Origin of the sequence: Emticicia oligotrophica DSM 17448 (genome assembly GCF_000263195.1) — a bacterium.
Lineage (GTDB): Bacteria > Bacteroidota > Bacteroidia > Cytophagales > Spirosomataceae > Emticicia > Emticicia oligotrophica.
Map to the genome: position 1 here is coordinate 4677451 of NC_018748.1, position 25691 is coordinate 4703141.

22 protein-coding genes, 1 tRNA gene and 1 other RNA gene are annotated in these 25691 nt (G+C 33.2%); 4 read left to right on the plus strand and 20 right to left on the minus strand.

Annotated features, from left to right (window positions below):
• Window positions 1-50: 50 nt before the first annotated feature.
• Together EMTOL_RS19365 and gyrA are read right to left on the minus strand one after the other, a co-directional pair.
• Window positions 51-1508 carry a tetratricopeptide repeat protein gene (locus tag EMTOL_RS19365; protein WP_015031021.1) on the minus strand — a complete coding sequence of 486 codons (1458 nt, stop codon included), beginning with the start codon at window positions 1506-1508 and terminating at the stop codon, window positions 51-53.
• Between the two features lie 188 nt (window positions 1509-1696).
• The gene (gene gyrA / locus EMTOL_RS19370) at window positions 1697-4348 is read right to left on the minus strand and encodes a DNA gyrase subunit A (protein ID WP_015031022.1); all 2652 of its coding nucleotides are present in this window, start codon (window positions 4346-4348) and stop codon (window positions 1697-1699) included.
• Between the two features lie 385 nt (window positions 4349-4733).
• On the opposite strand from gyrA, the gene EMTOL_RS22270 reads away from it, so the two are divergent.
• Together EMTOL_RS22270 and EMTOL_RS19380 are read left to right on the plus strand one after the other, a co-directional pair.
• The gene (locus tag EMTOL_RS22270) at window positions 4734-4955 is read left to right on the plus strand and encodes a DUF4242 domain-containing protein (RefSeq protein WP_015031023.1); all 222 of its coding nucleotides are present in this window, start codon (window positions 4734-4736) and stop codon (window positions 4953-4955) included.
• A gap of 222 nt (window positions 4956-5177) precedes the next feature.
• Entirely contained in the window at window positions 5178-5948 is a 771-nt protein-coding gene (locus EMTOL_RS19380; protein WP_015031024.1) for a hypothetical protein, read from the plus strand.
• A gap of 32 nt (window positions 5949-5980) precedes the next feature.
• On the opposite strand, the gene trmD is transcribed toward EMTOL_RS19380, so the two are convergent.
• From trmD to rsmI, 10 genes are all read right to left on the minus strand, one after another.
• On the minus strand, window positions 5981-6700 hold the full coding sequence (gene trmD, locus EMTOL_RS19385; protein WP_015031025.1) for a tRNA (guanosine(37)-N1)-methyltransferase TrmD: 720 nt from the start codon (window positions 6698-6700) through the stop codon (window positions 5981-5983).
• 15 nt (window positions 6701-6715) lie between these two features.
• Window positions 6716-7282, minus strand: a complete 567-nt coding sequence (gene rimM / locus EMTOL_RS19390; RefSeq protein ID WP_015031026.1) for a ribosome maturation factor RimM — start codon at window positions 7280-7282, stop codon at window positions 6716-6718.
• Between the two features lie 96 nt (window positions 7283-7378).
• The gene (locus tag EMTOL_RS19395) at window positions 7379-7921 is read right to left on the minus strand and encodes a 30S ribosomal protein S16 (RefSeq protein ID WP_041694272.1); all 543 of its coding nucleotides are present in this window, start codon (window positions 7919-7921) and stop codon (window positions 7379-7381) included.
• A gap of 163 nt (window positions 7922-8084) precedes the next feature.
• Window positions 8085-8473, minus strand: an RNA gene (gene rnpB, locus EMTOL_RS21990) — RNase P RNA component class A.
• A gap of 68 nt (window positions 8474-8541) precedes the next feature.
• The gene (locus EMTOL_RS19400; RefSeq protein ID WP_015031028.1) at window positions 8542-9957 is read right to left on the minus strand and encodes a DUF4403 family protein; all 1416 of its coding nucleotides are present in this window, start codon (window positions 9955-9957) and stop codon (window positions 8542-8544) included.
• A gap of 49 nt (window positions 9958-10006) precedes the next feature.
• Window positions 10007-10975 (minus strand): Smr/MutS family protein, encoded by a 969-nt coding sequence (locus EMTOL_RS19405; protein ID WP_015031029.1) that lies wholly within the window; start codon window positions 10973-10975, stop codon window positions 10007-10009.
• Window positions 10976-11118: 143 nt separating this feature from the next.
• Window positions 11119-13206 (minus strand): hypothetical protein, encoded by a 2088-nt coding sequence (locus EMTOL_RS19410; protein WP_015031030.1) that lies wholly within the window; start codon window positions 13204-13206, stop codon window positions 11119-11121.
• Between the two features lie 170 nt (window positions 13207-13376).
• A complete protein-coding gene (gene fabG, locus EMTOL_RS19415) occupies window positions 13377-14123 on the minus strand; it encodes a 3-oxoacyl-[acyl-carrier-protein] reductase (RefSeq protein WP_015031031.1) in 747 nt (248 codons plus the stop codon).
• 58 nt (window positions 14124-14181) lie between these two features.
• Window positions 14182-15111, minus strand: coding sequence for a sterol desaturase family protein (locus tag EMTOL_RS19420; protein WP_015031032.1), 930 nt, complete (start codon window positions 15109-15111; stop codon window positions 14182-14184).
• 6 nt (window positions 15112-15117) lie between these two features.
• Window positions 15118-15792 carry a 16S rRNA (cytidine(1402)-2'-O)-methyltransferase gene (rsmI, locus tag EMTOL_RS19425; protein WP_015031033.1) on the minus strand — a complete coding sequence of 225 codons (675 nt, stop codon included), beginning with the start codon at window positions 15790-15792 and terminating at the stop codon, window positions 15118-15120.
• A 252-nt stretch (window positions 15793-16044) separates the two neighbouring features.
• Between rsmI and EMTOL_RS22515 the strand changes: the two genes are divergently transcribed.
• Both EMTOL_RS22515 and EMTOL_RS22520 read left to right on the plus strand, forming a co-directional pair.
• Window positions 16045-16179 carry a hypothetical protein gene (locus EMTOL_RS22515; protein ID WP_015031034.1) on the plus strand — a complete coding sequence of 45 codons (135 nt, stop codon included), beginning with the start codon at window positions 16045-16047 and terminating at the stop codon, window positions 16177-16179.
• 184 nt (window positions 16180-16363) lie between these two features.
• Window positions 16364-16504: a hypothetical protein gene (locus tag EMTOL_RS22520; protein WP_015031035.1), complete on the plus strand. Its 141-nt coding sequence runs from the start codon at window positions 16364-16366 to the stop codon at window positions 16502-16504.
• 86 nt (window positions 16505-16590) lie between these two features.
• On the opposite strand, the gene EMTOL_RS19430 is transcribed toward EMTOL_RS22520, so the two are convergent.
• The 8 genes from EMTOL_RS19430 to EMTOL_RS19465 form a co-directional block, all read right to left on the minus strand.
• Entirely contained in the window at window positions 16591-17736 is a 1146-nt protein-coding gene (locus EMTOL_RS19430) for a trans-sulfuration enzyme family protein (RefSeq protein ID WP_015031036.1), read from the minus strand.
• A gap of 41 nt (window positions 17737-17777) precedes the next feature.
• The gene (locus tag EMTOL_RS19435; protein WP_015031037.1) at window positions 17778-19079 is read right to left on the minus strand and encodes an APC family permease; all 1302 of its coding nucleotides are present in this window, start codon (window positions 19077-19079) and stop codon (window positions 17778-17780) included.
• Window positions 19080-19363: 284 nt separating this feature from the next.
• Window positions 19364-19621: a 4a-hydroxytetrahydrobiopterin dehydratase gene (locus EMTOL_RS19440; RefSeq protein ID WP_340229952.1), complete on the minus strand. Its 258-nt coding sequence runs from the start codon at window positions 19619-19621 to the stop codon at window positions 19364-19366.
• A 52-nt stretch (window positions 19622-19673) separates the two neighbouring features.
• A tRNA-Ser gene (locus EMTOL_RS19445) sits at window positions 19674-19758 on the minus strand.
• A 133-nt stretch (window positions 19759-19891) separates the two neighbouring features.
• The gene (locus EMTOL_RS19450; RefSeq protein ID WP_015031039.1) at window positions 19892-20659 is read right to left on the minus strand and encodes a class I SAM-dependent methyltransferase; all 768 of its coding nucleotides are present in this window, start codon (window positions 20657-20659) and stop codon (window positions 19892-19894) included.
• Window positions 20660-20671: 12 nt separating this feature from the next.
• The gene (locus tag EMTOL_RS19455; RefSeq protein WP_015031040.1) at window positions 20672-21556 is read right to left on the minus strand and encodes a glycosyltransferase family 2 protein; all 885 of its coding nucleotides are present in this window, start codon (window positions 21554-21556) and stop codon (window positions 20672-20674) included.
• 12 nt (window positions 21557-21568) lie between these two features.
• Entirely contained in the window at window positions 21569-22693 is a 1125-nt protein-coding gene (locus EMTOL_RS19460; RefSeq protein ID WP_015031041.1) for a DegT/DnrJ/EryC1/StrS family aminotransferase, read from the minus strand.
• Between the two features lie 11 nt (window positions 22694-22704).
• On the minus strand, window positions 22705-25638 hold the full coding sequence (locus EMTOL_RS19465; protein WP_015031042.1) for a PD-(D/E)XK nuclease family protein: 2934 nt from the start codon (window positions 25636-25638) through the stop codon (window positions 22705-22707).
• Window positions 25639-25691 lie beyond the last annotated feature (53 nt).

Genomic DNA, 25691 nt, shown 5'->3' on the forward strand with positions numbered 1-25691 from the left:
AAAAGTCTGCTGAACAATTCAGCAGACTTTTTTTGTGTTCTTAAAACCAATTATTTACGTTTTGAACATTGCTCAAGAACACCTTTTAAGTTCTCAAGATTTGCAATAGTATCTTGGTCATCAGACTTTAATGATTTACACTTATCGAAATAAGTCTTTGCTTCATTGAATGTTCCGCAAACTTGCTCTTCAATTGCCTTACCTTTCTCATTGTATGTTTTCATATCCATTCTATCTACTTGACCTTTAATTACAACTGCAGAGTTGAAATAATATACTCCTAAGTTATAATTTGCATCAAAATTAGATGGGTCAATTTCAAGAGCTTTCTTATAGTTTGCAACAGCCATACCCTTTAATTCGCTATCTTTAGCACGTAAAGATACCAATTCTGCTTCTTTTTGAGCATTTCCTTGTGCTGCTTGGGTAAGTTTCTCAATCTTTTGCTTTACTGATGAAACTTCTGCACTTGCAGATGCAATCATTTGATTTACACTTGCAATACTGTTTTTGATTGACGCTGCGTTTTTAGGCTCTTTCTTCAAACGATCAGTCAAACGCTTTAATTCATCTTCTTGAGCAGATTTCTTGCCTTCAACACTCGCTAATTCTTTCTCTGCGTCAGCTTTTTCTTTGGCAGTACCTAAAATCTCACTTTCAATTGGACGAATTTTCTTTTCAAATTCTGAGGCACCATTTTCGTATAAAGTACCTAAATTCTTATAATCTTCGGCTAAAGTTTTTGCATTTTCGGCATTATTAGGTGTGCCTGCAATTCTTTGCTTCATCATTTCAATGGCTTCATTCATCATATTACCATTGAGATAAACATTGATGAGTGAACTTTGCAAATCTTTATCTTTTGGATTAGCAGCAATACCTTTCTTCAATACTTCAATTGCTTTTGCATAATCTTTGTCACCTCTGTAAAGCTCAGATAAACCATAAAATACTGCAATATCTTTACCTCCTTCGTCAATGAATTTACCAAAATACGTCTTAGCATTTTCCATATCTTGAGACTGCTGAGCGACAATACCAGCATAAAGTGCTGACATAGTATCTTTTGGACTTGTATTTGATGCTAATTTGAATAAATCAAGGGCATTTTTGAAATTCTTTGCATTATAAAAGCCTGCACCTTGTTGCATTAAGGCAGTATAAAGACTTGAAGTAGTTCCAGTACTAGCTTTCTCAATATCTTTTAAACCCTTCCCTCCTGCTGCTTTCTCGATTTCTAATGCTTTTTGATATGTTTCAAATGCTTTTTTAGATGCTAAAGAATCTTTTCCGCAGTTTGTTGCCATTTCAAGATAAGATTCAGCTAACTTGACCCAAGAAGCTGATTTTACACCTTTTTTAGGGTCTTGAGTAGCTTTTTCTGCTTTAGCTATATTATCAGTGGCAGACTTACATTGGGCATCTTTCAGTTGGGCATCAATTCCTGCCTGTGCATAGACACCTGTTGCAATCGCTGTCATTACAGACGCTAAAATGATTTTTTTCATTTGATAAATTCGGTTTTGGTTTTAAAACTTTTAATTTAGGGGTTAGACTATATTAATTGCACGAAAATTAAAAACTTTCGTGCAATTAACAAAGAATTAACAGAATCACTTGTTTAAATTCCTTGATAATGTTCTGATATTAAACAAGTTAAATTTTACTAATCTTATAAAAAAGAGGTACTCCTCTCCTACTCTACGGTTACTGTTTCTTCGCCTGCTGCTGTGTTTTCTTCTCCGTTTACCTCTGATTCTTCTTCATCTTCGCGTATAATACGGGTAACAGAAGCAATATCATCCGTATCTGACATACGAATTAGCTTTACTCCTTGTGTATTACGGCCCATCACACGTAAATCTGAAACTTTGATACGAATTGCAACACCTTTTTTTGTGATAATCATTAAATCATCATCATCTGTCACTTCTTTGATTGCAACCAAATTTCCAGTTTTTTCGGTAATATTCAAGGTTTTAACGCCTTTTGCACCTCTTGAAGTAATTCTGTATTCATCAACATCAGAACGTTTTCCGTAGCCTTTATCAGAAACTACTAAAAGCTGCGTTTCAGGTCTAGATACACAAACCATTCCTATCGCACGATCTCCATCTTCAAGGTTAATACCTCTAACCCCTGTTGCTGTTCGACCCATTGGACGGGTTCCAGATTCATGGAAACGAACCACTTTACCATTACGTGCAGCAATCACAATATCATTATCACCATTCGTAAGAGCTACATCTAATAGATTATCTCCTTCGTTGATATTTATTGCAATGATACCTCCTTGGCGTGGACGAGAATAGGCTTCTAAAAGTGTTTTCTTCACTGTACCATCTTCTGTACACATCACTATATAGTTATTACTAATATAATCTGCATCAGAAAGTGTCTTTACATTCAATACTGCTTGAATTTTATCATCAGCTTCGATATTGATTAGATTCTGTATGGCACGACCTTTAGAAGTTTTTGAACCCTCTGGAACTTCAAATACACGCATCCAGAACAGACGTCCTTTTCTTGTAAAAATTAGCAAATAATTGTGGTTAGTTGCCGCAAATAAGTGCTCTGTATAATCTTCGTCTTTGGTCTTTACGCCACGAGAACCTGTACCTCCACGGCCTTGAGTACGATATTCTTGTAAAGGTGTACGCTTGATATAACCTTGATGAGAAATCGTTACAAGCATTTCGTCATCAGGGATCATATCCTCAATACTGAACTCACCAGAAGCCATTTCAATTTTTGAGCGGCGTTCATCACCATAACGGGCTTTAAGTTCAGCTAATTCATCTTTGATAATATTACGTTTACGTTCTTCTGAAGCTAAAATAGAGCGTAAATCATCAATTAATGCCTTAATTTCATTGTATTCAGCTAATATTTTATCTTGCTCTAAGCCTGTCAAGCGTTGTAAACGCATATCCAAAATAGCTTTCGCTTGAATTTCACTCAAAATGATACCACTTGAAGTATCAATATCGTAAGTTTCTGCAATTTGAAGTCGTTGTAAGCCATTTACCAAGAATTCTTCTTTTTCTTTGGCTGTCATAAAATCACCAGCCATTAAAGCTGCTTTAGCTTCATCAGCATCTCTCGACTTACGAATAAGAGCAATAACAGCATCTAAATAGTCAAGTGCGATTAATAAACCAACTAAGATATGAGCACGCTTTTGAGCTTCTTTTAAATCATATTGTGTACGTCGAGTAATAATCTCTAAACGGTGCTCAACATAAAAACGAATCATATCTTTCAAGTTCACCGTCACTGGGCGGCCCTTCGAAAGAGCTACGTTATTGATACTAAATGATGACTGTAATTCAGTGTACTTATAAAGGTTATTCAATACCACATTTGGCACTGCATCTTTGCGTAAATCATACACGATACGCATTCCTTCACGGTCAGATTCATCTCTAATATCTGAAATACCCTCAATTTTTTTATCATTAATTAGACCCGCTGTTTTCTCAATTAAAGCAGCCTTATTAACCATATAAGGAATTTCTGTAACTACGATTTGGTCTTTACCTGTTTTCGAAACTTCAAAATTCGCTACCGCTCTAATAATGATACGACCTCTACCCGTTTCAAAAGCAGACTTAACACCACTGTAACCATAGATAACCCCACCTGTTGGAAAATCTGGAGCTTTTACGTGTTGCATTAACTCTTCAACAGTAATATCATAATTATCAATATACGCCCTTATTCCATCTACAACTTCGCTAAGGTTGTGCGGTGCCATATTGGTAGCCATACCAACGGCGATACCTGATGACCCATTCAAGAGCAAGTTTGGAATTTTTGCTGGTAGAACGGTTGGTTCTTCGAGTGAATCATCAAAGTTCGGTTGAAAATCAACGGTTTCTTTATTGATATCTGCCAATAATTCTTCCGAAATACGCTTCAAACGAGCTTCAGTATAACGCATCGCAGCTGGCGAGTCGCCATCGATTGAGCCAAAGTTACCCTGGCCATCAACCAATAAATAACGTAACGACCACGGTTGGGCCATACGCACCATTGTCATGTATACCGATGAGTCGCCATGTGGGTGGAATTTACCTAATACCTCCCCTACAATACGAGCAGATTTCTTATATGCACGATTATGATATACACCAAGTTCTGCCATACCAAATAATACACGGCGATGAACTGGTTTCAAGCCATCACGTACATCAGGTAAGGCACGAGAGATAATAACTGACATTGAATAATCAATGTACGCCCCTCGCATTTCGTCTTCGATGTTTATTGGGATAATAGTGCCGTTGTTGGAAGATTGGGAATCGTCGCCCTCTGGAATTAAATTTTCTGTTTCCTCAGCCATTAGCCTTTAATTTAACTTTAATGAAGATGATTATATAATTTTTTTAGGTTTTTATTGTACTTTTTAGATTTCAATATATACAAATTTACTATTTTTTAGCGGATTTTGCAAGGATAAAACAGGGTTTGAATCGAAAAAAGATACTTTTTTAGCAAAAGAAATATGTCATTTAATACTTATTATATAAATATTTATTAATATATTTATAATACTTTTTGTTTTTATTATACTTATATAATCAATTATGAATACCGTTAAATAAAATTTAATTACTTATTAATAATTAAATTGTAATGTTGAAATAGAGCGTGGAGCCCATAACTCAAAAAAAACGGGGCGACCCCGAAAAGCCAAATGAGTAGGAAAAACAAAACTACGTGAAACTATGCCTAAGTATGTAATCGAAAGAGAAATTTCTGGTGCAGGAAATTTAACTGCTGAACAATTGAAAGGTATTTCACAAACCTCTTGTGGCGTACTAAACATTTTAGGACCGCAAATCCAATGGGTTTATAGTTATGTAACTGCTGATAAAATTTACTGTATTTATAATGCACCCAGATTCGCGAACACGCCTCACAAGGAGGATTTCCAGCCAACTCAGTAAGTAAAGTTTCAACAATCATTGAACTAACTACTGCAGAATAATTTAGATAATTAAGGCAGTAAACTAAATAAGAATATCGTCTCAATTATTATAAAAATTTACCGAATCATTTTCAATAATTATATTAATTTTTCTTATCATTTTATTTACTATATCGGAAATATAATTTAATAAAGTTTAATCCATTATATTGCAAAGAGCATTTATAAATAAATATTAATAATGATAAGAAGTATTTTAACCTTTATTACTTTAACTCTTCTCCCTATAAATAAATGGCGGGCAGGAAGTGCCTATGCTTTAGAAGGCAATATCTATACTTTGAGTTGCTTTGTTTCTGGACCTTCTAACGAATGGACTTACAACGAAAAATTGAATATTATCAATAAACTCAATGAAAGCACTCAGTGGATTACCCAACAAGCCAATAAAGAAGGAATTAGTACTCAGTTTGAAGGTGGTAATTTTGGATTGAAGCAAGATATCAAAATGGATATTGCCAGCGGTACAGCCTCTGGTAATGAAGCAGTTGATTTGGTTTCTAAGGTATTGCAACAAGTTGGTTATAAAAATCCCTTGGTATTTGATAGCTGGGTTAAGAAAAATACAAAATGCACAAATGCACATGTGATTATTTTCATGAAAGGAAAAGGCAATGGTTATGCAATGCCGTATAAAGACGACATGGATAAGGAAAAATACTTTGTTGAAGGAGCTATTTTATACGAGAAATACTTAAACAATTCAGATTTAGCCTCGGCCTCCATTGCTCATGAAATTTTACATCTTTATGGCGGTTGGGATTTATACAAAACATTTTCTCAAACAAAAGATAGAGAAGAAAAAGCAAAAGAACTTTTCCCGAATTCAATTATGCTACGAACTTCATATAATATTAAAGAATTAGAAATAGATGAAGTTACAAAATGGCTTATCGGTTGGAACAAAAAACCTAAAGAATGGTATGAGTGGTTTAGGCCCAAAGGCGAATAATAAAAAAGGCTTGGAGATTCCAAGCCTTTTTGCTACTGTAATAAATCTGGTCTGCGTGCTTGTGTTCGTTTGATTGATTGCTCCAAACGCCACTCCGCAATTTTTTTCTCATGTCCAGATAATAATATCTCAGGCACTTTCCATCCTTCAAAATCAGCAGGCCTTGTATATACTGGTGGAGCTAAAAGGTTATCTTGGAAAGAATCTGTAAGTGCTGAAGTCTCATCATTCAATACACCTGGAATCAAACGTATGATAGCATCACTTACCACAGCCGCAGGCAGCTCTCCGCCAGAAAGAACATAATCACCAATAGATATTTCTTTGGTTATGAAATGTTCTCTTACCCGTTCATCAATTCCTTTATAATGTCCACAAAGAATCATTAAATTTTTTGACATTGAGAGTCGGTTTGCTACTTTTTGTTCGAAACGTTCGCCATCAGGAGTCATGTAAATTATTTCGTCATAAATTCTAATATTTTGCAAACTACGAATACAACGAGCAATTGTCTCAATTCCGAGAACCATTCCTGCTCCACCCCCAAAGGCATAATCATCAATTTGTTTTTGCTTATGTGTGGAGTAATCACGTAGGTCATGAATTACTACTTCGGCGTGCCCAGCTTCTTTAGCTCTCTTCAAGATTGAATGGTCAAAGAAACTATCTAACAATCGTGGCACACACGAAATGATATCAATTCGTAAACCTGCACTATTAGTTATTTCGGTATTCAAATTTTCGTTTTCCATGATTTTTATACAAACCTATTGTTCATCCTCATCTGCATCATCAGGCAATTCATTGCCTTCCTCTAAATACACTTCTAATAAGCCTTGAGGTAAGCTAGTGTACAACTCTTTTTTATCACGGTCAACTGTTTTTACAATTTCATCACTAATAGGAATTAATATTTCCTTATTTTGATAAACCATTGCAATTAAGTCTTGTACCTCAGCCGTATAAACTGCCGATACTCTCCCTAATTTCCCGTACGAATCATCCACAATATCAAAGTCAATAATTTCATGGTAGTAGAATTGGTCATCATCTAGTTCTTCAAGGTTGTCATTGGGCAAATACAAATCACAATTGACAATTTTTTGAGCGGCCTCAATGCTATTTATATCTTCAAACTTAATAATTGACTTATTAGGTCTGATTTGAATCTCTTCTACAAAGTGAGGTACTAACTCACCCTTAATTTCTACTAATACAGAATCAAGATCTTCATATTCTTCTGGATAATCTACATCCAACCAAATAGTAAGCTCGCCTTTCAAACCATGTGTTTTGGTGAGGCGTCCGAGTAGATAACAATCTTCTTTTGTCATATCAGCGGATTTTTATTTTCTTCAATAATTTTTCTTAAAAAAAAACCTCGCTTTAAGGGCGAGGATTTTTTGTATGATAACATTAATTGCCAAGAATTAAGCCTCTGTTGTTTCTTCTGAAGCTTCAGCTGCAGGAGCCTCTTCAGTTGTTTCTTCAGTTGCTGTTGCTGCGGCCGCTGCTTCTTCAGCTGCTTTTTGTTGAGCTGCTTCCATGTCAGCACGCTTTTTCTTTTCAGCTTCGAAAGCTGCTTTTTTAGCAGCATCTTTGCCTTCAGTTAATTTAGCAATTTTTGCTTCTCTTTTTGCGTCTTTTTCTTTAGCCCAAGCTTCGAAACGTGCGTCAGCCACTTCTTGAGTGATAGCACCTTTTGCTACACCAACTTGTAAGTGTTTTTTCAACATCACACCTCTTACAGATAAGATTTTCTTGGTTGTATCTGTTGGTTCTGCACCTACCATTAACCAATATACAGCTCTGTCGTCTTTCAACGTAATACCAGCTGGTGTTGATTGTGGGTTGTACTGACCTAATTTCTCGATGAATTTACCATCGCGAGGTGAGCGTGAGTCTGCTACTACGATATCGTAGATAGGAGCTTGCTTGCGTCCTCTTCTTGCTAATCTGATTTTAACTGCCATTTGTTCTTTTAGATTTAAAGCTGGGGAGCTCGTCCCCGTTTTTATTTGGACTGCAAAGGTATTACTATTACCTTGGAAATCAAACAATTAAGCTCTTTTTTATTATAAAATGGTCAAAAACTCTAATTTTAGGGGATTTTATCTGCATTTTAATATTTTAGAGAAGAAAAATAAGCCTGTAAGCCGAATTCTGTATAGTTATAAAAACTATTCTTATCATTTATCTCGAACAAGTATCACTACTTGCCTCTATCAACCTACCCTCCGACTCGAACGAGCAGCTCTTAACGCCGAGCAAATGCTCAACGAAACGCCGGTTTATTTGGTCTTTCAGCTCATGAGGTTTACCATGCCTCGTTTGTCACCAACCGAGCGGTAGGCTCTTACCCTACCTTTTCACCTTTTCCGCATTACTACGGTAGTTTGTTTTCTGTTGCACTGGCTGTAAATAATTAGTCACCCAATTATCTCCTACCCGTTAGGTAGCATGATGCTCTATGCTGTTCGGACTTTCCTCAGTTATTAATAAACCGCGATAAGACAGCTTATTTTTCTAATTGCAAAAATACAAAAAACCTGCAAGGTCATTGCAGGTTTTATAGAATTTCTGATTTATATAATTAAAGCCCTTCTACTTTTACCTCAATTTTACCCTTTGCCGTTACCAATGCTACAATACTCGTTGGTGTGAGATAGACCTTATCTGGTTGAACACTATCAATTTTACCGCTTAACTTCACTCCTTTTTTATATTCGGTATTCATAGAAGTTTCAATATTTTGCTTAGCATAAGTAATAAGCTCATCAACTGGTATACCGAATTCATCTTCAATCATCTTTACAAGCTTACCCTCTAAGAGCCATGCTGCAGCTTTAGCTAATATATTTTTGGTTTTAATATCAAATTGCGTATCCGATAATACTATTTTTTTCTTGTTTGGGTCATATACGGGTATCCCTTTTATATAGATTGTTCCTTTAAGACTCCCTTTAATATCAGCTTTGATTACTAAAAACTCATCACTACCATAAATATCAATCCCAGTAATTTCAATTTTATACCTACCCTCTTGAAATTCATACGTTTGTCCAACAAACATCTTCTGAGCAATGGCTGCAGCTTCTGTAAATAAAACATCACTCATGAGTCCAACTTGAAAATCATTCGAAATACCCGTTACAATTTTCAAATTAGGCACATTACTCACTGCAAATGGCGTAAAAGGTCGTTCACCAGTGAGTGTTTCAGTGTATGCTTTAATGCCTATTACAGATTTAATGTTTCTGCCCACAGTTCTTAGTGGAACCATAGAAATTTCAAGTGGCGTAAATTTTACCCAAGTACGATATTCTTCTGAAACCAAATATGGTTGTGTTGAAGCATTCCAAGCTTGAATTACATAAGGCTTCAAAGTCATGTTTTTAGCGACTGCATCATCTAGAGACTTCGCAAACTTGGAATGATTACCATCAATAATTTTTCCAATAATAAAATCAATTGGTACATCAAAACCTACATTTAACTTGGGTTTTGTAATCCATTCGTAGCCATTAGGGGTAGTAAAGGTTTGAACTGACCAATCGGGCTTAATGGTGAATTTTGTAGAGAATTTAAGATTCATCTCAAATTCTACTGGAATATACTTCATATAACCAAAAGCTCCTATTCCTTTTTCAGCCCAAACTTTTATTGGTACTGTAAAATCGAAAACATCATTAGTAGCGGCCGTAATTACGATATTTGATTTCTTCCAAACTTTACATTTGAAGTTATCATTGTTATCATCAGTATAACTATTATCTTCATAAATCAGACCATATACTGTGGTGTTGATTTGTTTTTCGATATCACTCATGGCAATATCGAAAGGAATACTAATATTTGAAAAAACTTTTTGCACGACTACGGTATCTTGTAAATAACTTTCAGCGGGTGCTTCTGGATTGGCCTTTTGAGCTACGACTACATGTGCTAAAAAAAACGATGAAATGAATGCAAGGGTTTTTAGTGTTAGAATCGCTTTTTTACTCTTCATTGATTTTAAAATATAGGTTAATTTATTTGACAAATAACAGTAAATACTCTTACTTTATTTTAACTCGAGTTGCTCCATAACCAAATTTTTCTTTTTGAGCATCTTGAAACCATGCAACATTCTTATGCCCAGCTAACCTTTTTTGAATTTCTTGTCGCAATACACCATTTCCGACACCGTGAATAAAAATTATTTCATCCATTCCAGAAGCAATAGCACTTTCAAATTTTAACTCAAACGTACGTAGTTGTAATTCAAGTATTTGGGCATTTGACATATTATTAGAATTAGAGGTTAATTCCTCAATATGTAAATCAATGGTTGACGCAGGCTTTTCAATTACTTTAGGAAGAATTTCATCAGTTCTGGATTCAAACATTTTCTCTTTTAGTTCACTTGGATTGATAACCAATGGGGCTTCTTCTGCGTCTAATTGAAAAAGGAAACATTCTTTTTGAAGAATTGGAGCCATTTTTTTGTGACTAAAAAATGTATTTGCTCTCAACCTCAGCTTTTTTGAAAAAGGTGTCTTTTCAGAGAAATAACTAAAATTATAGTAAAATGCCTGAAAGGTAAGATTCCCCCAATTGTCAAAGTCTTTCAAATCTAAATCAATTGGAGATTTTTGAAAGGAACGGGCAGTTAAATAACCTCCGAGTAAACCTCTATGATTTTTTTCAGAACCTGAGGTTAAAGAATATGGTAAATCCCAATCGGTGTTATTGATGAGGTGAAGCGTAAGTATTTTTTCATTTTTTGGTAAAAAAGCTAAGAAAATACCTTTATCGGCTTTGGCTAAATTACCTATATTTTTTTGAGGTGCAATTACTTCAGTAACCTTTTGTTGTGGTTTGAAAATTTTATCTTCTGTTTTAGAAACAATGGCTAGTTCTTTTCTCAAAACAGGCAACTTAAAGCCTTCTTCAATTTCAACCTCAACAACATCATTTTTTAAAAACTTGGTTACAATCCCTTCTTCTTTCGAATGTATTAGTCTAACTTTATCACCGATATTCATACACTATTTGTTGATTAAGACACAAAATTAATCAATGTTATAGCATATCATGCGAATACGTTTAATTTTATATTAAACAGGACCGAAACATCGCTTTATATTTTATTTTCAATTATATAACGAATGCAAAAGAGACAGCTTTTTTAATAACTTCCGAGATATTTTCTTACTCCCCACTCAATACTAACTAAGGTCAAAAGCACAAAGAATAGCCACTTAAGATTAATAAATTCATTCATCTCCTCAGTGCTCGTAACTTTATCAGGAGCCTTGATAGTATCAAAAAATGAGCTCAACTTATCTGCCGAATTTGCAGTAGTAAATTGGCCATTATTTTCTAGGGCCAAAGTTCTTAATAGATTAAAATCAGCCGTTGTATTCAAACTTTCTAAGTCGGTATTCCTAACAATAAATTGTCCCTCAACCAACTCGCTCTTCCCCAAAACTTGCGTTGATGCTTTATATCTATAAACACCTTCCACAAGTCCAGTTAATTCGAAACGACTATTGTCCTTAGTGGTTGTGTAATTATAAACTCTTACTTTTCCTTTCTCATCTATCAACTCAAGTTTCATTTCTTGATTATAGATGCGTTCATAAATATCGTTATAAGCTTCGTTTTCGAAAACTATTTTTTCATCAACTGAAAACTCTGGTGTTATTGGATAAACCCTTAACTTACGTTTATCATCCTTCACAGAAATTAGTTGTAATGATTTCATGATAATTTCATCCACAATTTCTTGTTTATCTGTCAGTGAAAACTCCTCTAATCTCCAGAGCCAAATCCCTTCTCCAGTCAAAACAGCACATTTACGAGCCACACTCGTATTAGTAATTAATAATGGTTTAGGTGTTGTTAGCGAACCAACTCTTTGATAAAGTATAGTTTCACTACCGGAATTAGGTTTATAATCACCAAAGGGTGCTAAAATGGGAGGAAGTCGTTCTAAAATACCTAGTTTTTCGGCATCAAGATTAAACAAATTGAAGTTATTATTAAACTTAGCAGTTACTTTATCAGCTCTTCCAACTTGAGAGGCAATAGAAATCGCTTGTTGTATACCATTGAATGCCGTAATATTAGTCTGATTGCCAAGTACAAAGAAAGTTGGCTTACCTTGAGCCAATAATTTACTCATCAAATTTGTACCTAATCCATAAATATCAGGTAATTGATGTAAGATTAAAACATCAAAAGGTTGGTTTCCAATTTGATTAACATCATCACTTTGAATAATTTTAACCGTTAGCTCATACAAATCATTCTGCTCAATGATACTTTTTAGAGCTTTCACATCAGGGTGTGGAGAAAGTGCAACTAAAAGCACTTTTTCTTTCCCATCTACCACATCAATATAAGTGTCTTTTGAGTTATTTAGAGTGGAAAATTCAGCATTGAGCGGTACAACCTCAATAGTAAATCGTTGCATTCCCTTTTCTTGAGCTGTCACATAAAATGTTACTTGTTTTAAATCTTCTTGCTTATCAAAACTAATGACTTGTTTATCAATAATATTTCCAGCTAATTTTAGTAAAACTGTCGTATTTTTTCCCTGGAAACCAAAACTTGAAATTTCTGCTTGTATTGGGAATTTATTACCTAAATAAGCAATTCTATTGGCATAAATAGCCTTTAACTTTACATCCTTTCTCTGGGTAGTATCTCCAACAGCAATTGAATGAATGTTAAAACTATACTTAGCATAAGTTGGAGAAACCCCCTCATTAACAATACCATCTGATACAACAACAACATCGGTCAAATTCCTTCCCTCATAGCTTGACTTAATATTAGTAAGCAATTTGGATAAATCTGTTTTCTTTTTGTCAAATTTTAAGTCGTTAATAGACCGATTTTCAGCGTTTTCATCTAAATTTTGTATTTCAACAGAAACACCTTTCGCTTCTATTGATTCTTTTAATTTTTGTAGTTTAGATTTGAGTTGGTTAAGTTTTTCGCTTCCAACAATTGTAATTGATTTGGAATTATCAATGGCTAAAACTACAATTGGCTTTTCAATAACAGACTTAATACTTCTTAATAATGGGTTCAAGAGCAAAAAGGCCAATAAACTAACCAAAACACCACGAGCAATCGCTAAAAGCCAATTCTGAAGTGGATTAAATATTTTTTTATTCTGATATAATACAAATGCGTAAATCCCACCAGCCAATAAGCATAGTAAAACAAACCAAGGTGAAGATTGAAAAATAAATTCTGATTTCATTAATTGTTAGTCAATAAACAAAGAGATGATGGATGAAAGCGGCTCAAATACTTACAATAATAACAAGTATTAGCGTTCAAATATTCTGCCAAGATACAAAAAAATGTCGTCAAGCAGAAGAAAACTTCTACTTGACGACATTTCATATTTAGCTTGAGCTTTTAGAACTCCTACATCAACATTCCTCCATCTACCTGGAGCGTTTGTCCAGTGATGTATTTCGACATGTCAGAGGCAAGAAAAACGCAGGCATTTGCCACATCTTCACCTTGTCCGGCACGTCTCAAAGGAATATTTTTTAACCATTCTTCTAATGCCTTTTCATTAAGCTCTCCAGTCATTTCTGTTTCAATAAAACCCGGTGCTAAAGCATTTGAACGTATATTTCTTGAACCTAACTCCTTGGCTACCGATTTAGTAAAACCTAAAATACCTGCTTTAGAAGCAGAATAGTTTGCTTGACCAGCATTTCCCATCAAGCCAACAACCGAGGTAATATTGATTATTGAACCACTTTTAGCTCTCATCATTGGCTTAGTAGCAGCCTTTGTTAGGTTGAATACTGACTTTAGGTTTACACGTAATACTTCGTCCCATTGCTCTTCAGACATTCGCATTAAGAGTGTATCACGAGTAATTCCCGCATTATTTACTAAAATATCCAATGTCCCAAATTCTGCTACAACATCTGTCACTAACTGTTCAGCTGCGGCAAAATCTGAAGCATCCGAACGAAATCCTTTTGCTTTAACTCCATAAGCTGCTAGTTCAGCTTCAAGGGCTTGTCCTTTTTCTACGCTTGATAAATATGTAAAAGCAACGTTTGCTCCTTGTTCTGCAAATTTCTTAGCAATCTCACGTCCAATACCACGTGAGGCACCTGTAACTAAGGCTACTTTGTTTTGTAGTAGAGTCATTATTAAGTGTATATTTTAATTATTTAACTTGGCAAAGGTAATGTTAATTTGCTTAATTCTAAACAATTTTGTTCTGCTTCTGACTAACCAACTCTTCCCTAAGTTGCTTACTGGTTTTAGTACTACCATCTGGCGACCAGCCTGGTGGCATGAATAATAGTTTTAATTTGGTCATGAAACTTGATGGCTTTTTCAAATCATTCCATAAGTCTTTCCAAGCATGAAAAACAATATTGACAGGACCTCTATCTTCAAGTGGATATGTTAGACCATAACGAATAGGTAACTCATCAATTTCTTCTTGAAATGTACCAAACATTCTATCCCAAATAGATAGGCACATACCCATATTTTTATCTAAATATTCAATATTAGAAGCATGATGCACACGATGCTGAGACGGTGTAACAATTACGTATTCCAATATTTTTAAAGGCATTTTACGAAATTTTGGAATATAACTTGTATGAACTAAAATACCATAAATTTGAGTGATAGAATACATTACTGCCATATCCGCAACCTTAAATCCTAGTAGAGATAAAGGAATAAAATAGATAAAACGGTAAAGTGGTTGGAAGACAGAAGAGCGAAAACCAACAGTAAGATTAAACTGTTCAGATGAATGATGAGTTACATGTGAAGCCCAAAAGAATCTAGTATAATGGTCAACAAAATGCAGTAAGTAATACAAGAAATCTTCGGCTACAAATAATAAAACCCAATAAAGTATGGGATTTTGAACTTCAACAAAATGAAATTGATAAATCCATGCTAATATACCCCATGTAATTCCTCGAGAAATGAGGTCTAGGCCACCATTTAAAATCATTAAATAAAGGTTGGTAATAGTGTCTTTAATGGTATAATAGTGGCGATGCTGATAATTACTAACTATAATTTCACTCAGAATAAGTACTGTGTAAAGTGGCGTTGAAGTAATAATAACCAACTGCTCTAAAGTAAGATTTTTAATTGTTTCAAACATATTTTTTTACTTTGATTCTTTTCCTGCTACTACAATTACGATTTCTCCTTTAACAGTACGATTGGCAAAACTAGCTATCACATCTGTTAAAGTTCCCCTAACATTTTCTTCATACATTTTTGTAATTTCTCTTGAAACACAAGCTTGTCGGTCAGCACCAAAATACTCTACAAATTGCTCCAAGGTCTTTAATAATCGAAAGGGTGACTCATAAAAAATCATGGTTCTATCTTCCACTGATAGTGCTTTTAACCGTGTCTGACGTCCTTTTTTTACTGGCAAAAACCCCTCAAAAACGAATTTATCGCAAGGCAAACCTGAATTTACTAAAGCTGGCACAAAGGCAGTGGGCCCGGGCAGACACTCCACCTCTATCTGGTTTCTCAGACATTCTCTTACTAATAAAAAACCCGGGTCAGAAATAGCTGGTGTACCTGCATCAGAAACTAATACAATTTTTTCTCCCTTTTTTATTCTTTCAATCACTTTGCTAAGCGTTTGGTGCTCATTAAAAGCATGATGGCTCTGCAAAGGTTTTGAGATGTCCAAATGTTTTAACAGAAACCCAGTATTACGGGTATCTTCGGCTAAAATCAAATCTGCTGATTTTAGTACATTGATAGCCCTTAAGGTAATATCTTCCAAATTGCCTATTGGAGTAGGAACTAATATTATTTTCACAATTTTTTTTTCACAAAATTAACAATTTTAGTATCAACAATGAGTGATTTTTATCATATAATCAAATTTGAAGTAGTCGATTTTGAGATACTTTTCACTCATTCTTAAAGCGAATTTACCACTAAATAAATTAATCAATTCAAAGTTTATATAATTTTCAAAATTTTCTGAAAATACTTGACAAGTAAAACTTAATTACATATTTTTGAAGAAATATTATTTTCTATAAATCCTAATTAATCCCATAAAGCCATGTTATTAGCAGCCTTAGCCCTTGCAATCGGTGGTATCATGATGACAAAAGTTCGTGAAACTGAAGAATTATATGCCCCTAAAGGTTATTTAGTTAACCTACAATCTCGCCCACGAAATGTATATTACTATTAATAATTTGTACACAAAAATTATTATGGTATCCAGAGGCCAAAAGTAAAACTAAAAAAATCAGTTTTTCAAGCATCAAAACTTAGATTTTATGACTAAAAAATCTGATAATCGGCACTTGAAAATTTATTAGTATTGCTTTTGTCTAAGTAATTAACAAAATTTATAGTATTAAACGTGCAAAACTATGTTATTACTTACAATCGCCTCACTCGCAATCGGTGGTCTTTTAATGACTCGTATGAACGAAGAAAAAGAATTGTATGCTCCTAAGGGATACTTAGTAAGCTTACAATCAAGACCTCGTAATGTCTATTCATGGTATTAAGATTTTACAAACATCTTAATTGACAATGCACTTTTGGTGCATCAGCGTTTTTATTTTTAAAATTTGATGATTTATAGCTAAAAATGCTATAATATAGCTAAGTTTTTCTCTAAATCGTCAATTAAAGTTGAAGCCTCTTCTAATCCGATATAAAATCGGAGCATGCTTACTTGTGGGTCATCGGCACTAACAAATGCACATTTGGGCATAATTAGAGATTCGTGTCCTCCCCAAGAAACGGCAATTAGAAAATTTTGTAGTGATTCACAAAATTTCTTTATTTTATCAACGCGTTTTTCTTTAAAAGAAACCGTAAACATCCCCATTGGCATTTTCATTTGTCTTTGGGCGAGCTCTATTTGTGGATTATCATTACTAAAAGGATACCATAATTGCTCAATTTTATCCGAATTTTTTAAAAAATCAATAACTTTAAGAGTTGTTTCAGAGGATTGTTTTAAGCGAATAGACAGAGTTCTTAAACTCCGTAGCATTAACCACGCATTTTGAGGAGATAAAATATTTCCTAAGGTCATAAATTCATTATGAAATATTTGCGAAATCTTCTCACGAGAACCACAAATCGCCCCAGCAACTACATCACTATGTCCGTTGTAATACTTAGTTGCAGAATATACAACTAAATCAATTCCGAATTCCAATGGTTTTTGACATAGTGCAGTACAATAACTATTATCAATAATTGTAATTATACCCTTACTTTTTGCAAATTCTGCTATGCCCTTTAAATCTTGCAGTTCAAAGGTCCATGAGTTGGGAGATTCTAGATAGATTAATTTTGTATTAGGTCTGCAAGCTTTTATAAAGTTTTCAATATTTGTACCATCAACAAAAGTCGTCTCAACGTTAAATCTAGTTAAAATTTTTGTCATTAAATGATTTGCCCAAGTGTATGGATTTCTTACACTAATTATATGCTCTCCAGCATTTATCTGTGAAATAACCGCATTCGAAATAGCTGCCGCACCACTTCCTACCATTAGACAGTCTTCAGCTCCCTCTAAAGCAGCCATCTTTTTACATAACATGTCTACCGTAGGATTATTACCTCTGGTATAAATATGTTCTTCTTTTTCATTTTCTATTGCAAACTTAAATTCATCAACTGTTGGATAAGCAAAGTTACTTGTCTGTATAATCGGAGGAGCAACAGCATTGAAGTAGCTCTCTCTTTCTTCTGCTAACTGATTAATTATAAAAGATTGATTCATTTAAAATAGGATTAAAATATCGCATTATCTGCACTTTACAACTATATATTTAAGCTTTTATTCTTAAAAATTTGAAAAACAATAGACCCAATTCCTAAGAACATTACTCCAGCAAATGCTTGCTGTGGTTTTTCGATTAAAGTATTCAACACAATAAACAAACACATTGCAATAAAAATGCTAGCTATCATTTTACCAATAAAAGTTTTATTTTTAATTAACTTAAAATAAGTAGTAGCCGCTAATAAGAAAAAAAGCGTATCAACAAATACAACATAAGTAATTAGATTAGAAAAAGTCTTCCAGAAAATCAGCAAAAAAATGGTCCAAATTGATTGAAAAATAATTGCCCAAAAGGGAGTATGATATTTAGGATGAATCTCTGCAAATTTTTTAAAAAAAAGTTTATCATCAGACATTGCGAAGTAAATACGTGGAGCTGTTAATATATATATACCAATTGTGCCTAAAACAGAAAGTACAATTAAAAAAGAAATAAACTTACTACCCAAACTCCAAATTGTACTTATGGCATCCGATGCAACACTATTAGAATTGACCATTTGGTTGATGGGAATCAGCTTTAAATATGCAAAATTGATAGTGAGATACGCGAAACAAACTGCCAATATGCCTATAATAAGTGCTTTGGGAACGATTTTGCTTGCATCTTTAACTTCAGAAGCGATAAACGTAGCATGTTGATATCCACCATAAGAGAAGCTTACACCAATTAACGCTAAGCCTAAAGCTGAAATTAATGATAAATTATTCGAATTACTTGGATATTCAATGTTAAAATAATCAATTTTGGTATTAGTACCCCAAAAAAAACCTATTAAAACTACCGAAATAATTCCAAGTAATTTTGCCGACGTGAAAATACTAGCAAATAGACTTCCTAACTTAACCCCTACAACATTCATTAATGTTAGTAAAGTAATTGCTAAAATGGCAATTATTAGCTCAGCATTTTCAGAAATGTTAAAAAAGACTTTTAAATAAGTAGTAAAAACTAAACTCAATGCTGCTAAGGAGCCAGTATTTATTACTACTAACATCGACCATCCATACAAAAATGCGGGTAAATTACCATATGTTTCCTTTAGATATACGTAAAACCCACCCACTTGTGAAAAATGTTCTGCAATTTTTGCAAAAGTCAATGCTCCACATAATGCAATAAGTCCACCTACAATCCAAACTGATAACATTAGACCTTCACTTGGTAAATAGTAGGCAATTTCAGATGGGGTTCTAAAAATACCAGAACCTATACTTGAGCCAATGGCAATCATTGTCAGACTATATAGACTTATTTGTTTTTTTAATTCATTTGACATAGTCTAGTTAATTAGGGTAAAAACTACATTTTAGGATTTTTTTATACAATTTATGTGCATTTATACTGCCCGACAATTAAATATCCTGCACTAATTATCAAATAAAAGTATTATATTCAATTCTCAGGCCGAATAAAGCCCTAATTATTGGCTAAATTTAAAGGGTATTGTATAAAAAAATCCTAAACTTGCGTATTTGATAGCTAATATTTTGGATTACCATTTACATAAATAGCTGATAATCAACAACTTATAAACATTTGTGGATAATTTGATTTTTTCATTTAATTTAAAAGTCCGTCAATACTTTTGGCTAACTTTCTATCTTTTTCAGTAACTGTATTTGCTTCATCATGTGTTGTAAGTTCAATTTGAACTACATTCCATACATTTGACCAATTTGGATGATGATTTTGCTGTTCTGCTAAAAAGGCGACACGAGTCATGAACGCAAAAGCTTCAGAGAAATCCCTGAATTTGAACGTACGCTTAAGTCGGTTATCTTGTTCTTCCCACATAGAATTTTTAAATAAAAGTGATATTATCGCACAGTAAATATACAAAAAAAGGCGAACCTTTCGATTCGCCTTTTAGCAGAGAGAGAGGGATTCGAACCCCCGGACCTTTGACAGTCAACGGTTTTCAAGACCGCCGCATTCGACCACTCTGCCATCTCTCTATGTTTTTTGGTCACTGCCTTATTGTGATACAAAAGTACGGCAAAAAAATTATTTTGTCAATAGTATAACAAGTTTTTTTTCAATATTTACAGTACATAATATCTATTCAACTGATAATCAATCACATAAGTATTAATTTTTTTTTCCAATAATTATAAATAATGAACTCCCGAAAAAGGATTTTTTAAATAAATAAGATTCAAATTTTACTAGTTGAAAAAATAAATTATTGATGATTTCTGAAGGTACTTTCACATCTGATTTAATATTATTCAAATTGATAAGATTTAGTTTTATTTGGAATTGCTGTATCAAACGAACCAAAAGGATTATTGGTGAGAGGAATAAACTCCAATAAGTAAAACTATAAATTCTTAAGGGTAATACATTTAATATTCTTCTAAAACTTTTGATTGTAAATCGTTGCATTCCTCCCACTGCTATATCGTGAGTACCACGAAAAATATTAAAGGCATTATTATTAGTAATGATGATACCAGTGGGTTTGATTATTCTACTAAAATCACCAAAAATCTTCGTGATTTCATTATCTTCAAATTGATATACGACATCATTATTTACAATTACATCAAATTCATCATGATTAAAGACTTTGTCTAATTTAGTGATATCCAAATGCTTAACATCCAAATCTCTTTGCTTACAGAATGACACTGCATCAATAGAGAAGTCAAAACCTTGAATATTTGTATAACCATTTCTAATTAAATAATCCATTAATCCTCCTGTACCGCATCCAGCATCTAAAATTTTTATTTTATTATCTTCTTTGTATCTTTCAGTTATAGCACTAAGTACTTTTTCATGTAGAATTTTATACCACCAGAGGCTTCCTTCTGCCTCGTACATCATCTTATATTCCTCGTAATTAATTAGCATTTTAGATATTTACTACTTTTCAATATATTGTGGTGTATTATTTTGAGATAAGAATGCCTTTGAAATGTATTCCCCAATGATACCCAAGGAAGTCAGTTGAATACCACCAAAGAATATAAATATACATAATCCCCAATCAGGAATAAAGTGAAAAAGGTAGGCAAACAACATCAAAATGGATAAGAGAATTAGAAATATCCCCAATGAAAGAATTAATCGAACTGGTAAAATAGAATAGCCAAATAAAATTGTCATAAAAAGCGTAACCAACCTTTTAAGTGTATAGTTTGACTCGCCCTCCATCCTTTTATTGTGTTTTACCTGAATTTTTCCTACATTATTAGTTACCCTAAATATCAACGCATCAATATATGGGTACGGTCCTTTATACTTGATTATCTCTTGTATTACTTCAAAATTAATAAGTTTAAAGCTTGATAAATATAAGTTTTTAGGTTTTTTCAATAAAGATGTGGTTAAACGATTGACCAACCAGCTACCAAAATTTCTAAATAAACTATGTTTTTTTTCAGCATAGTAACTATAAACCACATCGTGTTGATTCAGTTGAGCTTCATCTAATAGTTTAATAATTTCAGAAGGTGGGTTTTGGAAATCATCATCAATGATAACTGCGTATTTTGCCTCTACATGATTTAACCCACACATAACCGCATTAAACTCTCCGAAGTTTTTTCTCAAAGAATAAAACTTTAAGTTTGTATATTTTTCTACAAGTAATTGACAAACTTTTTCAGAATCATCAGGACTACCATCATTAACTAAAATAATTTCAAAATCATATTTATTAAGTTCAAGCTGAAGGGTTTCAACAAGTCTAGTAATTGTCTTAGCCCCTTTATAAACTGGAATTACAACTGAAAGGATTTTAGTCATTCCAATAAAAATTTAGTACTTGTTAATTTTATCAATAATATAAGTTACTTCATTTTCACTCAAAACTACATTGAGTGGAATACTAACCACCTGTTCATGAATTTGCTCAGTAATGGTAAATGTCTTATTATTCCATTCTCGATATGCCAACTGTTTATGTGGTGGTATAGGATAATGAATGTCAGTACCTATTCCATTCTCTAATAAATATTTCCTAAAATTATCTCTATTATCAACCCTAACTACAAATAAATGCCAAGCATCAAGTTTGCAAGTATCAGCGGGAGGAAGAATCACTTTATCATTATTTATTTCGGATAAATATCTATTTGCAATTTTTTGACGAATAAAATTATCTTCTTCTATACGATTTAATTTTACATTTAATACAGATGCCTGTATTTCATCAAGTCTACTATTCAATCCTTGAAACTCGAAAATATATTTTTTCCCAGACCCATAATTCCGCAGAGCTCTTATTTTTTCTGCCAACAAATTATCGTTTGTTGTAATTGCTCCAGCATCACCTAATGCTCCTAAATTTTTAGTTGGATAAAAGCTAAAACCGGCACCGTCGGCAAGATTACCAGCACGCTTTCCTTCATAAATGGCTCCATGGGCTTGAGCTGCATCTTCAAAAACTTTTAAATCATATCTTTGTGCAACTTTTAAAATGGTATCCATCTCACAACACTTACCATAAAGATGCACTACCAGAATGGCTTTTGTATTTCTGCTAATTTTTTCTTCAATCTTATGAGCATCAATTAGAAAAGTCTGAGGGTCTGGCTCGACCAAAATTGGTTTATGACCTGCGAGAGTTATAGCTAAAATTGTTGCTATATAAGTATTTGCAGGAACAATAATCTCAGAGTCTTGTGGAAAGTTTGAGGCTTTTAACAAAAGTACCAGTGCGTCAAGTCCATTGGCTACGCCAATGCAATGTTTTGCACCACAAAATTTTGCAAATGCATTTTCAAATTTCTTTGCTTCCTCGCCAAGGATATACCACCCAGACGACGTAACTTGCCTAACAGCATTATTAATCTCCTTTTCAAATGGACGATTAATCGACTTTAGGTCGAGAAATGGAATATTTTTAATTCCTTTCGTAGATAGTTTGGTTTCTTTTTTCAAAATTAATCAAATTATCTACCACAGATTCCTCTAAAATCACAACGTTCACAAACTTTCAAATCTGAGGTTTGTGTAAAATTCAAAGCAGGATTTAGTAAATCAGTGATAATATTAGTCAAAATTTCTTCGGATTTATCAACAAACCCAAAAGTTTCAGGGTTACTTTCAAAACTTAAATTTACTTCTAATTTTTCTTTTAAATTACGAAATGAATAAATTTTAGCATTCACCTCATAATTCTCATACTTTTTCCCTCCAATAAATAATTTTCCATTATTCATTGACTTCGTAACCAAATATTGATATAACCAAAGTTGACGCAATTTTTCTTTTTCGGGCTCAAGTAAAGCCTCTTCCAAAGAAAGTTCACGTGGGGTTTCAAGTTCCTTATTCGTTACTTTTCCCGTTTTATAATCAATAACTTTAAGAATATTACCTTCTCTTTCTATTCTATCTATTCTTCCTGCTATTTTAATTTTTTGTATTTTACCCAAAATCTCTTTTTCAAATACTACTTCAACTAACTGTTCGGCATTTATGACTTCAATTGGCAAATTCTGAGTTTGCTTTTGATTTATAAAAAAATCAGCAAGTAATTGTTCAGCAACTTGTTTTAAAAGATAATTCATTCCAGACTCAACAACAAATCCACCAAATTTTTCCTGATAGGCTTCATTAAGTCTTTGTTCTAACTGCGTTAAGATTATATCTATTTTTTCTTCAGTAATTATTGGCCCAAAATCCTTATCAATTTTTTCAAGTGTATTGTGCAACCATGTTCCAAAAATATCTGCCCCAAAATTTTCATCTACTTCTTCTTTTTTTGAAATATTAGCAACCTTGTCAAAATAGAATTGCAAAGTACACTTTAAGTAAGTGCTCAATGATGTTGGATAAATACCTTTTTCAGCAATAAACTTAGATAATTTATCTAAAATTTCATCATTTTTAAAAATATCAATTTTACCAATATATTCATTTTCAACCTCTTTTTCAAATAAAATCTTCGGGTAAGTCAGATTTATATGCTTGTTTTCTTTTACTAACTCATTTTCAATCTGCAAAATAAATCTACTTTTTTCTGAGCCACCTCCACTCAAGCCCTCTCCATTAGGAATAACATACAGAATATCCACTTCTTTAGCTCTCTGTAAGAGCCTAAAAAAATGATATGACATCACGGCATCTTGGTCAGAATGAACTGGAAGCTGAAATTCGATACAAGCATCGAAAGGAATAAGTGAATTGATATGTTTAGCTGAAGGCAAAATGCCCTCGTTCACTGATAAAATAATAACACGCTCAAAATCTAAACAGCGAGTTTCTAGCATTCCCATAATTTGGAGATTAGAAATCGGCTCTCCGCTAAAAGGAATTTTCTCTTGTTTAATTAATTCATAAAGAAAATGTTTAAAACTTTTGAGATTTAATTCTCGATTTTGAAATAGTATTTTTTCAAGACGATGTAAAATAGTTAAGAATAAATAAAGATATTCCGTTTCGATTGCATCATTTGATTCTTTGTAAACATTTCTTAATTCATCAATCAATTGGTAAAATGAAGCAAGTGCTTTTTGAGGATTATCGCCCCATCGAGAAAAAAGAATTTTAAAAATTTGTTCATTTTCACCCAATTCTAACATTTCCTCCTCACTTAAATAAACGGCATTCTTCTTTAAAATTTCGGAAAGTGTTTTCCTAAAAATGGTAGTTTTTTGTGGATTATCCTGAATTTCTACAGCATACTTTATTTGTTCGTACCTTCTAACAAATGGATGGTTAAGAACCTTAAAAATATGACGATGACTAAATTTAGGAATCTTAATCGTTCCACCATCCTTCATTTTAAACTCAGCAATATTCTGCTGAAGTTCAAAAATTGCATCAATTAAAGTGAATAACATCGAGCCTTTCAATGAAAGACCCATCGTAATATTAAAATCAGAGATTCGTTCATTTAGTGAATAAATCACAGGACTTAGTAAATTCTCATCTGCTAATACGATTACTGTTGGCACATCTGGATTTGAAACAATGGCCTCGGCATAAATATGACCAGCAATTTTTGCCTGTAATGTTGCATTTTCAGTACCGATTATTCTAATATTTTTTTTAGATTTCAGCAAATCATCTGTTTGCCAATTCCACTTCCCAAATCTGCCACTATTCTTATATGCCCTTAATAACATCCCTGCTTTATGATTATATTTACTATCCATAAAGTAAGAATCGGCATCCCATAAAGTTTCTGCTCGATTGGTCTTTACAAGTGTTTCTATGATTTTTTCTTCCGAAGCACTTAAAGCATTAAAACCAATGAAATAGTACTTTTCAAAGATTTTAGCATTGTCTTTTTTCTCAACTAAAAGTTTTTTTACCGATTCGGCCAAGATTCTATAAGCCATTCCTCGATAAGCCAAATCTTTACTTTTTAAAGATTCTTGTAAATCGTTATAAACATGATGGATATTTTCAAAAAGCTTAAAATACTTCTCTATTGTTTGAGTAATGGTGATTTCAGGTTTACCAATATTAAGTTGAGCAGGGTTCCATCTTTCAAGAACCTTTGCTTCACTCATATATTCAAAAATAGCCTTGGGGTTATCTACCAAATAAAGGTCAATTGTATCAAAATCTCGGAGTAATGTCGGTGCCCACGAAATAAACCTTTCAAACTTTACTTCAGGGTCATACTTCTTAAAAATTTCAAAAAGTTCGAATAATAAACTTACTGCATCAATCTGATTTACTCCAGACATTTGCATGACAAAATCATCAATTGCCAAAATCTCGGGTGCAATAAAAGGAATATCAGAAAATTTAGCAAGCGATTGTTTAAAATAGAATACTGCTCTTCTACTGGGCAATACCACGCAGATATTTTTCAATTCTGCAAGTGAATGCTTTTCAAAGATATATTTAGCTGTTTGGTTTAGAAATGACATTAGGAAGATTGAATTTAGGTAAAGGAAAATACAAACAGTAAAAGCTTCCTTTA